The organism is Rhodospirillaceae bacterium (assembly GCA_018660465.1).
Classification (GTDB): Bacteria; Pseudomonadota; Alphaproteobacteria; order Rhodospirillales; family JABJKH01; genus JABJKH01.
In genome coordinates this window covers 28471-43811 of sequence record JABJKH010000034.1, presented here as the reverse complement: position 1 = coordinate 43811, position 15341 = coordinate 28471, and the positions used below count along the sequence as shown (strand labels likewise).

The window sequence follows — 15341 nt, the reverse complement described above, 5'->3', positions numbered from 1 at the left end:
AATGTCTTAAATTTTGAACGTCTTAATATTTGCAGGGGCGATACATACCAGAACATCTGCTGATCGCAATACCCGTCACCGGTTTGTGATTAGAATTTGGCTCACTCCTAGCTCGTTCCCTGCCATTTCTTGGCAATATCGATGACAACACCGTTGGGACCACGAAATTTTCGCTCGACATTAATTTCGTTCTCGCGTTCGCCATGGAGCGTACCGCCGGACGCAGTGATTTGCGTGCTGGCCTCCTCCATATCATCGACTTCGAAACCGATATGGTGGATGCCATAGAACTCGGCTCCACGCTCATCGCCAGCATGGTCATCGTCACGATACTTGATCAACGTCAGGTTCACGACACCATCCGACATGCGGACAGCGTGCGCCTGCTGCGCATGGATTTTCATGCCGAAGGAATCCACGTAAAATTTTGCGGTTCCTTCAAGATCGTCCGTTGAAAGAGTGATGTGACGCAATTTTGCCATGGCTATGCTGCCTCTACTGGATTCCTCAAAATACCAATTTTGGAAATTTCAATCTCGGCCGTCTTCCCCGGTTCCATCAAGACTTTTGGATCGCGTCGAAAACCGACGCCACCTGGCGTTCCAGAAACAATAACATCGCCCGGATTAAGCGGTGTGAAGGTCGAGATGTAATTGATCAACGTCGGGATATCGAAAATCATCATGTCCGTCGTCGTATGCTGCATCACTTCCCCATCGAGGCGGGTTTCCAGCGTCAGGACAGTCGGGTCTGGAATTTCATCGGTGCAGACCATCCAGGGGCCAAAGCTGCCAGTTTCAAAAAAGCTTTTGCCGGGCAAAAATTGTTTGGTGTGGTACTGCCAATCCCGAATGGTGCCTTCGTTGTAGCAGGAATAGCCGCAGATATAATCAAGTGCGTCTTCCTTTTCGACGAAGCGCGCGTGCTTGCCAATGATGACAGCCATTTCGCCTTCATAATCGTAGTACTCACCCTGACTTGGCTTCTTTAGCGCTTGCAGATGGCCCACCTGACTGTCGGGATAACGACAGAAAATCATGGGCTTTTCAGTGTCTGCATTGTGGGTTTCAGCAATGTGATCCTTGTAGTTCAAGCCAACACAAATGATCTTCGCCGGGTTCGGGATAACCGGCAGCATTTTGACGCTTTCAACATCCGTATCCGGCGTCTTATCGCCCAAACGATTTGCGACATCGGCCAGGGCATCCCCTGCAATAACATCTTTCAGGGTCGGGTAGCGGTGTGCGAGGTCGTCACCAACTGTCGTCAATTTGCCTTCGCCGTCAGCCAAGCCATAGGTTGCTGTGCCGTTCACTTCATAACTGGAAAACTTCATTCTTAATCTTTCAATTCAGGTTCGGTTAAACATCATATTCAAGGATATCGAGGCCACAATTCCGGTCGACCATGTAGATCAACTCCCGATCATCGACGAATACGTCATTGGCTTGAGGCGTCGGAAATCCGCCACAGGGGTCCGGGATAAAATTCCCGACTTCTTCGGGCAGTTTTGGGTTCTTGAGATCAACAATCCGAAGCCCGCCACAGAACCATGTCGCAAAAACAAGCGTGCCGTGTGGTTTCTCGTGGAACTGATGCGCGCCAAAGCGGTCACCGGGGCGGGGGTTTTCCATTCGCGAATAAGGGCTGTCCATTTCCTGGACGTGATAGGTGGAAACGGTCTGAATATCACTCAGGTCGGTCACATCAAATACAGACATACAGGCATGAGGTTGTCCGTGCACGAAACCCATGTGTTCTTCTTCAACACCAACCGCAATGCGACGTCCGTTTATATCCCCGATCGGCATGATGGTGTGGGATGGCTCAACCACCGGCGGGTGCGGAATTTCACCAACGGTTTTCGGGTTTTTCATGTCCGTGATATCGATGATCCGATAGCCAGACTGCCAGACAGCAGCCCACATTTCGTCACCGAAACGCATGGCATGGTGGAGTCGATGGGAATATCCGGTCCACCACGGCTTTTCACCGGCGCCGATGTTCTGACCCGGCAACCACCAGCGGGAGACTTCTTCCGGTTTGGTCGGGTCTTGGCAGTCATAGGTCACCAAAATATTGCCAACGAAGCCTTCCATCTCGGTCGAGATATACGCATAGCGTTCATCTGCATCGAAGCGATGGGTGCCAAAGCCGTGGGTCTTAGTATAGCTAAGAAGCTTAGGGTTTGCCTTATCAGCAACATCCCACAGCCGCCAGCCGCCACCGTCGTAACCACGTTCTCGGGCCTCATCAAGCGCAGGAATTTCTTCAACCGAACGACCTAAGATTTTGGCGCAATCCTCATCCGTTGCAGGTCGACCATTTTTTTTCTCAAAATCCGCGCGGACACCCGGCAGCTTATCGCCCAAACGCAAAACGTGGCGCTTATCCATCTCCACGTTTGTATACATGAGGTCACCCGCAATTCGCACCTTGTGAGTGTGCGAATAGTCAGGCGGCTCAATGGTCGAAACGACCTTCGGGTTCTTCGGATCAGAAACGTCCAAGATTGACGTCCCATTTGGACGATCCATATGCCCGATGTAGGCGTAATCGCCCTGCACTTCTATCTGACCGGCGCCCGGCAGATCAAGGTGTCCGATGCGAGTAACGTTCTTGGCTATGGGTTTAAAATCACCGTCTAACGGCATACCCAAGTCTCCTTAAGTTTATTATTCGGTGGTTCCGCCTTGTTCGGCCGCTTCCCCTTTATGGATGGCATCCCGATCAGCTTTTCGAGATTTTCGCCATTCCTTCAAGTAAGGAAGGATCAACGAAAGAACCAAACAGACCCAAAGGACATTGCCTGTCGTTGACGAGAATATCGTCATGACATCGCCCTTCGACATCCTAAGCGCGATGATGAAGAAGTTCTCCAGCATGGGCCCCAAGATCACGCCGATCAAAATTGCGGCAACGTGATAGTCTGTCTTGCGGGCGATATAGCCGATAATTCCGAACACCAATGCCACGTTCATATCGAAGACGTATCCGCGGGGCACAAATGATCCTACCAACGTAAACGCGATGATGATCGGCGTGACGTACCTGGTCGGCACCATGGTCACCCGCGACATATAGCGCGCCAGTGGAAACCCTGCCGGAAGCATCATCATATAGGTCAGCAACATCGCCGTGAACACACCGTAGGCCAGTTCAGGTTTTTCCATGAACAGATCAGGACCAACCGTAGTCCCGTGATACTGCAACACAACCAGCATAATTGCCGCCGTGGCACCACCTGGAATACCAATCACGAGAAGCGGTACCAGCGTTCCCGACGTCACCCCATTGTTCGCGGATTCTGGCGCGATCAGACCTTCGTAATGGCCCGTGCCATAAAGTTCCGGAGTCTTGGAAAATGTCTTGGATTGCTGATAGGCAACGAACGATGCAATGGCCGCACCCGCACCAGGAATAACACCAATAATGAGGCCGATTTGACTCGTCCAAACAATATGCCACCAGCGCTTAAATGCGATACCGGCCCCTTCAAAGGTATCTCCCCAAGTCGAATTTATCATTTTCTCCTGTCCGGCTTTGGACAAGATCGATTTACGCTCAATGATTAAGAACGCTTCGGAAATGGCAAACAGACCGACCAAGGCCGGGATCAGAGGTACTTTGTCGTACAATTCCAAGAACCCGAAAGTGCCACGTGGCGTCTCGTAAATTACGTCCGCACCGATATAGCCGATCATCAAGCCGAAGAAGCCCGCGATCAGACCTTTGAGAGTATCTTTGGCCGCAATGGTGGCGATCAGTGAAATGCCGAACAGCATGATGACGATCATTTCAACCGAGTGCAGCACATAGACCAATTCAATGATGTACTGCATGGTGAACAACACCACGATCGTGGTCAGCAATCCGCCAATATTCGAGGAGACAAACGAGATCGAGAGTGCTTGCGGTCCCATGCCTTTTTGGGTCAATGGATACCCATCAAGTGGCGTCGCAGCAGCACCCGCGGTCCCTGGAATATTCACCAAAATTGCAGGAATTCCCGCCCCTAGCCTGGATGAGCAATAGAGCGCGACCATGAACATAAGTCCCATTTCCTCGCCCATCGCCAAGGTCAATGGTAACAGAATAATAATCGTATTTGCGGCACTGAAACCAGGAATGGCGCCAACAATAATTCCTAAAAAGATCGCCGGCAGGATTACCCACCAGTAATTAAAAAAAGTATCGAAAAAGAGTCCTGTGAAGAAGGCTAAATCAAGATCCATATCAACCTCCCAACATCGATTTAACGATGGGATTTACGAAGGTTTCAAAGGGGCCTTCTGGGAAGCGTCGCTTGAAAATAACGATAAACAGGATATATCCGCCAATCGCTAACGTAGCAGATAAGCCAAGGATGAAGCGTTTGTTTTGCCATTCCGAAAGCACCAGCATTGCCAGAGCCAAGAAGCCGAATGTCACAATGGTGAAACCGCCGTATGGCACAAGGAGAATATAAAGCAGCGTCAATCCAAACAGCATGACCCGCTTCGGAATGACCGAAATCGGATTAGCCAAGGCCTCAAATGACATCGTCGCTTTGCCAGACCGAACCTCTAAAAATGTCTTTATCAGGAAAATTGTGCAAAGGAGGAAAAGGATACCTCCAACCAAAAAGGCACTGACCTGCGCTTCCCACTTCATATTCATAATCGTCGATATGTAGTAGATTGTGAAGATTATTGCGGCGACCGGAATGATTAAATCCGCACCGATCGGTTTTGGTTCCGCCCCACCAGATGGGTTATTTTCAGCCATCTACAAAAATTCCTTAAATTGTTTTTAAACACGAAATGAGCGGCATACCCATACAAGGGTACGCCGCTCACCTCAATGTAGAACTTACAGAAGAGCTAGATTACTACTTCTTTTTGCTGCTCATCAAATCAGCGAAATCTCTGCCAACCGCCATGATATCTTTGGCATAGGCTGCGCAATCTTCCGGTGTGCCCCATTTAATCAGGTTCCACGGAAGTTTGGCTTTCAGAACCGCTTTCTTGAAGTCCGGATCCTCGATAGTTGCCTTACCGGTGGCAATCAGCTTTGCATAACGGTCCGGATGTTTCTTGGTGAACGAAGTCTTCACCGCAAACGCGCGAGCCGATGCCAGGGCCGGCAGGTGCATGCCGAACTTTTGGTTCACCATTGGGGCGTTATAGAGCGCCTTGGCATAGTCACCCGTGGGCTTGTTAAGGTCGAACGTAACCAGCGTTTTCCAGGACTTATACTTCCGTGCGATACCGCCAGAAGGAAGTGCGCCAAAGTCCATTTCGCCAGAGGCAACACCCTTACGAGTGTTCTTGCCACCTGATAATGGAATGAGGTTGAAGTCGAGGCCAAGGTGCTTGGCAAGCGCCAAAGCGCCCAATGAAGCTGGGTGCGCCAAGCGGCTGACACCAACGTTCAACGTACGCTTTTTGCCTTCAGCAATCAGTTCTTCAATGGTGTTAAATTTCGCACGTTTCTTGTGTACGAAGAACACACTAGGATCAAGATCAACTTGGTTGAAGTAGACGTAATCACCAGGGAAGCTAAAGCCCTTAGGCTTGGAAACAACCCAGTTCAATGTCTCAGGTCCCATGTTGCCGAACAGCAACGTATGGCCATCATCCTTGGCGAGGCCCATATATTTCTGGTAGCCCACACGACCGGCGGCACCAGGATAGAAAGAAGCTTCGAAATTAACTTTCAAGTACTTCTTCCATACGGTCGTGACTAAGCGTTGGTTACGGTCTGCACCGCCGCCTTCGCGCGTTCCAACCATTATGTTGATGTCTTTCGACGGGAATTTGCCATGGCCCATGCCAAATGCGTCGAACGGAGACGACGCCAGCGCCGCCGCACCTAATGCCGACGTTCCTTGCAGAACTGTCCGGCGATCAAAAACTTTCTTCATGGATATCCTCCCTTAGTTATTTTGTTCTCTATCAGAACTTTTCAGAGTTTCACATTATAAATCGTCGAATTGGGACTCCCCCGTCCCGATAGGGGAAATCATTGACCAATTCAACACCCGGGTCAAGTTACACAATCGATAAAGTCTTTCGGGCGCAATCAAGATTTCGTTACAAGATTAAGGCTTAATTTAGGCCATCACTTGGCTTGTGTTCCCCTTTGCGTTCTCGAAAGGCGATGTAGGTCGTAGACGCGAAAATAATTGTCCCCCCAATCCAAACCCAAACATCAGGAACCTCGCCAAACACCAAAAATCCAAGAATCGCGGCCCAAATCAATTTGGTAAAATCGAGTGGCAGCACAACTGTTATATCAGCCTCCTTAAAGGCCTGGGCGAGGCTCATTTGCCCCAGTGTCCCCAAGAGCCCAATAACGAACAACCACGGCCAAAATTCTGCCGTCGGCCATTGCCAAAACGGAATTGCCGCGATCAAGCTAAACGGTGTCAGGAATATAGTCGCGTAAGCGGTGGTGGTCAGGCTAGATTCTGTGCGCCCCAGAATCTTGATGATGATCATCGTACCGCCCCAAAGAGCAGCAGAAACAAATATCGACACGGATCCAATATCTACTTCCACAATACCCGGTCGCAAGATTATAAAGGCGCCGATAAAACCAATGATCAACGCAACAATTCGGCGAGCGTGAATAATTTCGTGAAGAATTAGAACGCCCATCACTGTCGCAAACAATGGTGCCGTGAAGGTAATCGCGATGACCTTCGCCAATGGAGATACCGAAAGGCCATAGAAATAGAGCAACATGCAAAACGCGTTCAATCCACCACGCCAAGCGTGCATCTTTAGTCGCTTCGTCCTCAGAGGTTCAAAACGATAATAAATAAGGACTGGCAGAAAGAGTAAAAGCCCAATGGTGATCCGAAAAAATGCGGCCTGGAAGGCGTGCATTCCCATTTCCGAGGTGACGACACGGACGCACGCGTTCATGGTCACAAGAAATATTACCGCGCCGATCATGAAGCCCATGCCCCTAGCCGTGCTCGGGGGGCTGTTCATTAATTTGGAGAACATCTAAGTTTGGACTTCCGGTGGCTGGCTAAAAATATTGAGCCACCATCTTTGCACGTGCATCAGCATGTATCGAACAAATTCGATATTATCCTGCTGGATAATTTTAAAGTACTAATAAATAAGGACAATTCATCCCATGGCATCAGCGAATACTCAGATTTCTACATACAGCTGGCTGGGTCTCTGGACATTATATCTTCGCGAATCACGACGTTTCATTAATGTCGGTATGCAGACGATTCTAGCCCCAGTGATCACGACGCTCATATTTCTAACGGTGTTTGCCGTTGCCTTAGGCCGGTCTGAGCGGATTGTCGCGGGTGTTCCCTACCTTGAATTTTTAGCCCCTGGTCTGATTGTCATGGCCATCTTACAGAACTCGTTTGCCAACACTTCTTCCTCACTCATGACGGCAAAGATGCAAGGCAGCATCGTTGATACCCTGATGCCTCCCTTAACCTCACTTCAGTTAACCATTGGATATTCGTTCAGTGGCGCCACGCGTGGACTGATTGTTGCCTGCATGGTTACGACGGCGATGTCAGTGTTCGTTGACTTCACACTCCACAGTTTGCCGTTCGTTTTGTTTCATGCGATCAACGCGGCCCTGATGCTGTCCATGCTGGGAATGATCAGTGGCATATGGGCTGATAAGCACGAATACAATTCAGCCGTCACCAACTTCGTCATAATGCCGCTATCGTTCCTATCAGGCAGCTTTTACAGCATTGAACGTTTGCCCGAGTCCTTTCAGACGTTTGCGCATTTAAACCCCTTCTTCTATCTAATTGACGGCTTCCGTTACGGGTTTATCGGACGTTCTGACAGTTCGCTGGAAATGGGGATCGCCGCAATCACGGGAATTAATATCGTGCTGGCAATCGTTTGCTACCGGATGTTTGATACTGGATACAAACTAAAGCCGTAAGGAGCCGCATCATGATTGCCGTCATTTTTGAAGTCACGCCGGACAAAGAACGGTTTCAGGAATACTTGGATATCGCGGGCGAGCTACGCCCCGAACTGGAAAAGATCGATGGCTTCATTTCCATCGAACGGTTCTCTAGTTTGGTCAATGAGGGCAAAATTCTCTCGTTGTCCTTCTGGCGCGACGAAGAAGCCGTCAGCCAATGGCGCGCACATGTCGAACATCAAGCGGCTCAAGCAAAAGGGCGAGGCGGCGTCTTTCTTGACTATCGCCTAAGAGTGGCCGAAGTCGCTCGGGATTACTCGATGACCGACAGGTCCCAAGCCCCCCAAACTTGATCAAAGCCTAATCAAATTGTCGTAAATGCGGGAGTGTCGCCGTGACCAGGGTGGCCGCCTCTGACGGCCCCTGCCCGTGTATCGCCATAAAATGCTTTGAACCCAGGGGCCAAGGGGCGCGAATTCGGCATAGCGAGCCACAAACGGAGCAGATGCCTTTTCTCATCAGGGTCGGAATAATCTTCGAATTCTGTCCTCATATGATAGGCAAGATGGTTGTTCAGGAACTGCATGTCGCCGGGCTGGAACATCATGGTAAGCTGAAACTCTGGCCGCTCACAAATTGTATCAATCAAATCAAGGGCTTCGCTCTGTTCCGGCGTCCAACTCGGTACATCGTCCATTAAATGTGCCGAACGCATATGTGTGCGGGTATATCGGCAGGCAAAATGCCCCTCGTGGACTGTAAATACAGGTTGCTGGTAATACGTAGGCGTGCCGGGAAACTCGTTACCTTGAAAACTCCAATAAAAAGGCTGGTACAGGACCTCCAAAAGATCGGGGCGGGTTTTCAAAATTTCATTGTGGACTGCCGGAGCGCTGACAATCCGGCTGAGCCCACCCGATTTGGCCGGACGCAGACACAAAAGCCCGGTTACATCAGCCGCATCGGAATGATAGGTCAACTCGCCATGGCTGGTATAACCTCGAAACTTGGGGCCATCCAAAGGTGTTCCGAGGTCACGGACATCACCGAGTAAATCTCCTCTTTTGCTTTGAGAGACCGCCGTTCCCAGGTGCAGGCCAAAGCCCCAATAGATCAGCCTGAGTTCCTCTTTAGAGTACGGCGCGGTCGGCAACCCACGAATCAGAAAAATCCCGCGGCCTTCTTCTAATCCGCCCCGAACGTCATCAATAAGTCCTGTCAGCCCTGGCACAGGAAATTGTTCCCTAGTCAGCACGTCAATGGTCACGCCGTCGGCAATGCACCCCCGTAACACTTTATCAATTTCGGAAACTTCCAGGTCAGAAAGGATATGGACCCAATCTTCAGACTCTGTCGCTTCTGTCCCCATCCAATCGGACCGGCCGGTCACAGGCTGCCGCACCAAACTAGTCTCCTGCCCCAGTATCTGCCTCTATATCGCTGGCGAAAGCGTAGTTGTTTTTCCCCTGCCGCTTAACCGAGTACATCGCTTGATCCCCTCGATGAACCAACTCTTCAGCGCTCGCGCCGTGGTCAGGAAATATGGCTATACCGATGCTCGCGCCAATGTTCGTCTGCGCGCCACCACCGCCGACAACAAACGGTTCCGACACGTTGCCAATGATTTTTTTCGCGACAACCGCGGCGTCATCTTCTGTCTTAACCTCGGTCAAAACCACGGTAAACTCATCGCCGCCAATTCGCGCGACCGTATCAACTTCACGTACAGAATTTAGCAGCCGTTCGGAAACCCCTTTCAGGACCTCGTCACCCACATCATGGCCTAAGGTGTCGTTGACGGCTTTGAATCCATCCAGGTCTACAAACATAACGGCAGCTTTTTTCTTATGGCGCTTGGCATTCGCAATTGCATTCGCCAATCGATCCTTACCCAAGCGCAAACTGGGTAAGCCTGTTAGTGCATCGTGATTGGCCAGGTGCTGAATTTTTTCCTCAGCCCTTTTGCGAACGAGAACTTCGGTCGCCAATTCATTCATTCGACGATCAACTTCTTCCTGCGCCTCCATACGTTCGACGACCCGACCTAACAGCCCGCCGACTTGCGCCAAGGTCTCCAAAAGATCTTCGTTAGGTTCTGTGACCTCAGATGTAAAGAAGGCCAAGACAGCGACAATATTGTCACCCGAAAATACCGGCAGCCCGAATGCAGATCGAATAAGCAATTCATCAGCCATATCTTCGGTAAATTCGTCAGATGCTTTGGTGAGGTCAGGAATCCATAGCGGCGCACAGCTTCGGACAACTTGATCAACAAGCCCGCCTTCCATAACGAATTCTGAATTTTCTCGGACTTCGACAAATTTGCCGAATTTTTCCTCGTCCTCCAAGCACCAAATATCAGATGGAATGAGCACGCCTGGTGCAGTCGAGGTCGAAACATGAGCGTGACCAACGGGCCAGTCTATATGGTGGCAGATGTCATCCAAGCATTTCTGAATTGCGCCATCCAAAGTCTGCTCGTTATTCGCCGCAATCGCGACATTTTGAAGCAGTTCCATCAACTTTGATTTTTCGAGAAGTTCCGCCTCCGCCATCTTCAACGGCGTAATATCATTGAACGTTTGGATGATACCGTTGCGGGGTGTTTTAACTTCACTGATCACATACCAGGAGCCGTCATACCACTCCCGAATAATTTTCTCCTTCGGATTTCGATGTAGCTCAATGCGCTCTTGAATAAATTCCTCTTCTCGGCCAACAGACTCCGTAATCGTTCCATTCGCCATATTATTTCGCAACAATTGCTCAAACGTAACTCCTGGCTTCAAAAAATTATTTGATAATGCATGTAGCCGCTTATAGACATCGTTAAACACCACCAGTTTATCGTCGGAATCAAATAGGGCGAACCCTTCTTGAAGACTATGGATCGCATCGATCAGGCGTTCCTTATTTTTTTGCAGTCGGTCCTCAGCTCGCTTAAGCGGGTAATTCCCAGCGTCTAAACTCCCCTTTTTTGTGCCGGTCGCGGACTCGCGCAATCGGTAAAGACTTTCCTCGGAGTCACCAAGACGCTGCTCGAGCACAGCGATTTCCGCCAGAAGCTCTTCTTTGGATTTCCACTTGTATGTGCTTTCTAGTGAATTCGTCACGGCCATTTCTAAATTTAAGTCTGCTTACAAAATCACATATCGGAAATCAACCGACGCCCGAAAGAAGATTACCATAAGCCTCTTCCTTCAACAATCTGCCCACAAAAATATATATAAAAATTTTAAATCAATTCTTTCACTGTCGCCGCAATAGATGCAGTGCCATCTGATCCACCGAATTCAGCGGGTTTAATGCGTCCCAAGACGTATCCTTGCTTAACCGCTCCCTCTAAAAGCCGTCCCGCCTCCTTGCACATCGCGTGATCCTGATTTTCACCTAGCCAATCCAACATCAGCGCCGCCGATAGCAGCATGGCCGTTGGATTGGCTATTCCTTGGCCGGCGATATCTGGGGCCGTTCCATGGCACGGTTGAAACACTCCATGCTTAGCGCCCAGATCCGCAGACGGGGCAACGCCCATGCCGCCAATCAGAGCCGCCGTCAGGTCGGAGACAATATCCCCGAATAGGTTCTCCATGACCATAACGTCGTAATCCCAAGGTCGGCGTACCAAGTTGTGCGCAGTGATGTCGATGTAGGCGTGATCGGGTTCTATGTCGGCATTCAGGGCCGCGCGCTCATCAAACACTTTGCGAAAAAATGCCATCGACGACAGCACATTGGCCTTATCGACACAGGTGACCTTGCCCTTTCTGCCCTCTCCTTTCCTGCGGCGTGCCAGATCAAAGGCGAAATCTACGACCCGCTCGGTCCCAGGCCGGGTGATTAAGCAGCGGTCAGCGACTTCATCGTCGTTTTCCGCCTTCTCTTCTCGAATATCAATGAACAATCCCTCGGTCTGTTCGCGAATGACGATAAGATCGATATCGGCCGCTCTGGGATCCGTTAAGGCCGCAGGAATACCCGGCAGCACTTTGACGGGTCGAACACCGGCAAACAGCTCGAACTCAATTCTAAAATCGAGTTGGGGATTAATCTCCGTCCCATCCGCCCGACGGATATTCGGCAACCCCATCGCCCCCAACAACACCGCATCCGCGTCTTGTGCCTTCCGAAAAGTCTCGTCCGGCAAATCCGTACCTGCTTCAAGATAATGCCCGGCCCCACACGGCAAGGTCTCCGTCACCAGGGAAAACCCTCCAACCTTAGCCTGGATATGCCTCAACACATCCAAGCAGGCGTCCATAACCTCGATACCAATGCCATCCCCTGGCAAAACTGCTATCTGAAATTCGTCATTAATAGGCATTCAGTTTCCTCTCAAAACCTTAGTACCATAAAAGCCAAAGTGCTAATTGATGGCAAGGGGCCAACTTCTGTGATTAGGTTTAATTAATGGGGATAAATTGATTGGAGGGGCGTTTTATGAAAGTTGGCTTCATTGGCTTCGGCGAGGCTGGATCAATCCTGGCGGCTGGATTGCTTAAGGCTGGGGTTCATTCCGTCTCAGCTTATGATTCCGACCCCGCATTCGCTGCCCGAACCAGTCAGACCGGCATAAAGCCCTGCGCATCTTTCAAGGACCTGGCGGAAAATAGCGAATTTATTTTCTCAACGGTCGTGACAACAGCAGCATTGTCTGTTGCCGAAGATGTCGCACCTTACCTTAAAAGCACCCATTGCTACTTGGATTTGAACTCTACCTCACCAGATGAAAAACTCATGATTGCCGAAACTATAAACGCTTCCGGCGCGGATTTTGTTGAGGCAGCAGTCATGGCCTCCGTTGGACCACTTGGAATCAAGGTGCCAATGTTACTCTGTGGCTCTGCTGCCAATCGGGTTATTGATGCCTTCGCACCCTTGGGAATGGACTTGGAAGATTTTGGTCCCGAATATGGCCGCGCCGCCGCCACAAAAATGTTTCGCAGCATCGTCGTTAAAGGCTTGGAAGCCTTATTTGGCGAATGTGTCTTGGCATCATGGCGATACGGCGTCACCGAACAGGTCTTCGATTACGTTGGCCAAGGTTATCCCGGGCTCGATTGGAATGCGCTGGCGAGTAATCTCATGACCCGAACCGCAATTCATGGTGAACGACGCGCCCATGAGATGGTTGAGGTCGCGCGCACCCTCACTGACATGGGCATCGAGCCTATCATGGCAGACGCAGCTGCCAAGCGTCTCACCGATTGGTCAAAGCACGATTTAAAATCGCGGTTTGCAGATGCGCCGCCAAAGTCCTATCACGATGTCATGCAGGCGATTGAGGATACACAACCATGAGGATATTCGTTGTACTCGCTTGTCTCATTGCGACCAGCGCATTCGCAGACCCTGTTCCGCGGGCCTATATCAACAACGAAGATTCTCACCCGCACGAAGTCTTTCCGAATAGAACCACCGAATTTTACATCGACGTGTTGAAATCTGGCGGGCGTGTGGATGTGAAGTGCTCGCTCAGTGGCACGGTGAACCCAGTAACGATAAAGACCTTCGGGTTTGAACTTATGGAATGGCGATTGCCGCGCAAATCATTTGCGATAACGAAGCCCATCGACATTGATGTGGTTGGTCAGATCACCCCTGGCACAAAAGACGCATGGTTCAGATTTACAAACGGTGACGACGGACATTTATTGTGGCATCAATGTTATAATAACTGAGGGTATCTCTGGGGAATATTATGGCTGACAAATTGCGCGGCATGAAGAAAGGGCTTACTCGCTATGGTGATGAGAAGTTCTCGTTGTTTCTGCGCAAAGCCTTCATCAAGGCCATGGGCTATTCCGACGACGCCCTGTCGAAACCGATCATTGGCATCACCAATACCTATAGCGCTTATAACGCCTGTCACGGCACCGTTCCGCAGCTGATCGAAGCAATCAAGCGTGGCGTCATGCTGGCGGGTGGTCTGCCGATGGAATTTCCGGTCATTAGCCTGCATGAATCCTTTTCTCATCCGACCAGCATGTTCCTACGCAATCTGATGAGCATGGACACTGAAGAATTGATCCGTGCCCAGCCAATGGATGCCGTCGTCTTAGTCGGCGGCTGCGACAAGACCGTGCCGGCGTTGCTGATGGGGGCTGCCAGTGCTGGCGTGCCGTCCATCATGTGCGTGACCGGGCCCATGCTCACCGGCAGCCATCGCGGTGAAAGGCTCGGCGCGTGTACTGACTGCCGACGGATGTGGGCGATGCACCGGGCCGGAGAACTCGACGAGCAGGAAATCGAAGAGGTCGGCAGTAAATTAGTACCCTCAGCTGGGTCTTGTGGCGTTATGGGGACGGCGAGCACCATGGCGCTGATGACAGAGACACTTGGCATGATGTTGCCAGGAGGCGCCGCCATCCCCGCAGTTCTTGGTGACCGATACCGTCACGCGGAACTGACAGGTGCCCGCGCCGTTGAAATCGCTGAGGAAGACCTGGTTCCAGAAACGATAATGACCGCCCAGTCCATCGCCAACTCGCTTCGCGTGTTGCACGCGATCGGTGGGTCGACAAATGGGCTGATCCATATGACCGCCATCGCCGGAAGACTTGGCATCAAAGTTGACCTGCAAGCCTTCGACAAACTGGGCGCTGATACCCCCGTTCTGGTCAATCTGAAACCGTCCGGCGAACATTACATGGAAGACCTGCACAAGGCCGGTGGACTTGGTCCCATTCTCAGAGAACTCCGCCCCTTATTGCACTTGAATGTACCGACGATTTCCGGTCGAACCCTGGGCGAAGAGATCGATGCCCTGCCCGCCCCTTGGCAACAAGACGTTGTCACGCCAATTGATAAACCGCTTTACGGTGAAGGTGGCATGGCGGTGTTACAAGGAAACCTTGCCCCAGGCGGTGCCATCATCAAGCAATCTGCGGCATCCCCCCAACTGATGACTCATACCGGACGTGCCGTGGTATTTGAGTCGCTTGAAGACATGACCCAGCGAATTGACTCCGAAGACTTGGACGTCAGTGCTGACGATGTCTTGGTGTTGAGGAATGCAGGCCCCAAGGGCGCACCCGGCATGCCGGAAGCTGGCTACATTCCCATTCCGCAAAAGCTCGCCCGGGCTGGTGTGAAAGACATGGTTAGAATATCAGATGCGCGCATGAGCGGCACCGCCTTTGGCACCATCGTCTTGCACATAAGCCCAGAGTCTGCAGCAGGTGGTCCCTTGGCGCTGATCAAGAATGGTGACGAGATCAAGCTTGATGTGCCAGGGCGAACACTTCAGCTAATGATTTCCGACGCAGAAATGGCGGACCGTAAAGGCTCTTGGTCACCGCCACCTGCACATCTTGATCAGGATCGAGGTTATCTGAAACTGCATTTGGATCACGTCCTGCAAGCCGAAGAAGGTTGTGATTTTGACTTTTTGATTGTAAGTCCTGCGCGCGACCACACGCCTTAAACCAACG

15 protein-coding genes are annotated in these 15341 nt (G+C 50.9%); 5 read left to right on the top strand and 10 right to left on the bottom strand.

Annotation, left to right across the window (positions count from 1 at the left end; all coding sequences use genetic code 11):
• Positions 1-107 precede the first annotated feature (107 nt).
• The 7 genes from HOM51_06120 to HOM51_06090 all read right to left on the bottom strand — a co-directional run bounded on the left by HOM51_06120 (position 108) and on the right by HOM51_06090 (position 6941).
• A complete protein-coding gene (locus tag HOM51_06120) occupies positions 108-482 on the bottom strand; it encodes a VOC family protein (protein MBT5034081.1) in 375 nt (124 codons plus the stop codon).
• A 2-nt stretch (positions 483-484) separates the two neighbouring features.
• Positions 485-1336: a fumarylacetoacetate hydrolase family protein gene (locus HOM51_06115; protein MBT5034080.1), complete on the bottom strand. Its 852-nt coding sequence runs from the start codon at positions 1334-1336 to the stop codon at positions 485-487.
• Between the two features lie 25 nt (positions 1337-1361).
• The gene (locus HOM51_06110; protein MBT5034079.1) at positions 1362-2654 is read right to left on the bottom strand and encodes an RNA polymerase subunit sigma-70; all 1293 of its coding nucleotides are present in this window, start codon (positions 2652-2654) and stop codon (positions 1362-1364) included.
• 21 nt (positions 2655-2675) lie between these two features.
• Positions 2676-4235: a tripartite tricarboxylate transporter permease gene (locus tag HOM51_06105; protein MBT5034078.1), complete on the bottom strand. Its 1560-nt coding sequence runs from the start codon at positions 4233-4235 to the stop codon at positions 2676-2678.
• A 1-nt stretch (position 4236) separates the two neighbouring features.
• Positions 4237-4767, bottom strand: a complete 531-nt coding sequence (locus HOM51_06100; protein MBT5034077.1) for a hypothetical protein — start codon at positions 4765-4767, stop codon at positions 4237-4239.
• Between the two features lie 103 nt (positions 4768-4870).
• Positions 4871-5905, bottom strand: coding sequence for a hypothetical protein (locus HOM51_06095; protein ID MBT5034076.1), 1035 nt, complete (start codon positions 5903-5905; stop codon positions 4871-4873).
• A 184-nt stretch (positions 5906-6089) separates the two neighbouring features.
• Positions 6090-6941 (bottom strand): DMT family transporter, encoded by an 852-nt coding sequence (locus tag HOM51_06090; protein MBT5034075.1) that lies wholly within the window; start codon positions 6939-6941, stop codon positions 6090-6092.
• 190 nt (positions 6942-7131) lie between these two features.
• Here HOM51_06090 and HOM51_06085 point away from each other — a divergent pair, with 190 nt between their 5' ends.
• Both HOM51_06085 and HOM51_06080 read left to right on the top strand, forming a co-directional pair.
• Positions 7132-7923 (top strand): ABC transporter permease, encoded by a 792-nt coding sequence (locus HOM51_06085; protein ID MBT5034074.1) that lies wholly within the window; start codon positions 7132-7134, stop codon positions 7921-7923.
• Between the two features lie 11 nt (positions 7924-7934).
• Positions 7935-8261 carry an antibiotic biosynthesis monooxygenase gene (locus HOM51_06080; protein MBT5034073.1) on the top strand — a complete coding sequence of 109 codons (327 nt, stop codon included), beginning with the start codon at positions 7935-7937 and terminating at the stop codon, positions 8259-8261.
• 11 nt (positions 8262-8272) lie between these two features.
• Here the strand turns inward: HOM51_06080 and HOM51_06075 are convergent, their stop codons facing one another.
• The 3 genes from HOM51_06075 to HOM51_06065 all read right to left on the bottom strand — a co-directional run bounded on the left by HOM51_06075 (position 8273) and on the right by HOM51_06065 (position 12232).
• Positions 8273-9310, bottom strand: a complete 1038-nt coding sequence (locus HOM51_06075) for a TauD/TfdA family dioxygenase (GenBank protein ID MBT5034072.1) — start codon at positions 9308-9310, stop codon at positions 8273-8275.
• Positions 9311-9314: 4 nt separating this feature from the next.
• Positions 9315-11021 carry a diguanylate cyclase gene (locus HOM51_06070; protein ID MBT5034071.1) on the bottom strand — a complete coding sequence of 569 codons (1707 nt, stop codon included), beginning with the start codon at positions 11019-11021 and terminating at the stop codon, positions 9315-9317.
• A gap of 122 nt (positions 11022-11143) precedes the next feature.
• On the bottom strand, positions 11144-12232 hold the full coding sequence (locus HOM51_06065) for an isocitrate/isopropylmalate dehydrogenase family protein (GenBank protein MBT5034070.1): 1089 nt from the start codon (positions 12230-12232) through the stop codon (positions 11144-11146).
• A 116-nt stretch (positions 12233-12348) separates the two neighbouring features.
• Here HOM51_06065 and HOM51_06060 point away from each other — a divergent pair, with 116 nt between their 5' ends.
• The 3 genes from HOM51_06060 to HOM51_06050 are packed head-to-tail and all read left to right on the top strand — an operon-like array spanning position 12349 to position 15334.
• Positions 12349-13209, top strand: a complete 861-nt coding sequence (locus HOM51_06060; protein ID MBT5034069.1) for an NAD(P)-dependent oxidoreductase — start codon at positions 12349-12351, stop codon at positions 13207-13209.
• Positions 13206-13589 carry a hypothetical protein gene (locus HOM51_06055; GenBank protein ID MBT5034068.1) on the top strand — a complete coding sequence of 128 codons (384 nt, stop codon included), beginning with the start codon at positions 13206-13208 and terminating at the stop codon, positions 13587-13589. The genes HOM51_06060 and HOM51_06055 overlap by 4 nt, the downstream gene beginning before the upstream one ends.
• Positions 13590-13609: 20 nt before the next feature.
• On the top strand, positions 13610-15334 hold the full coding sequence (locus HOM51_06050) for a dihydroxy-acid dehydratase (protein ID MBT5034067.1): 1725 nt from the start codon (positions 13610-13612) through the stop codon (positions 15332-15334).
• The last annotated feature ends 7 nt before the right edge of the window (positions 15335-15341 follow it).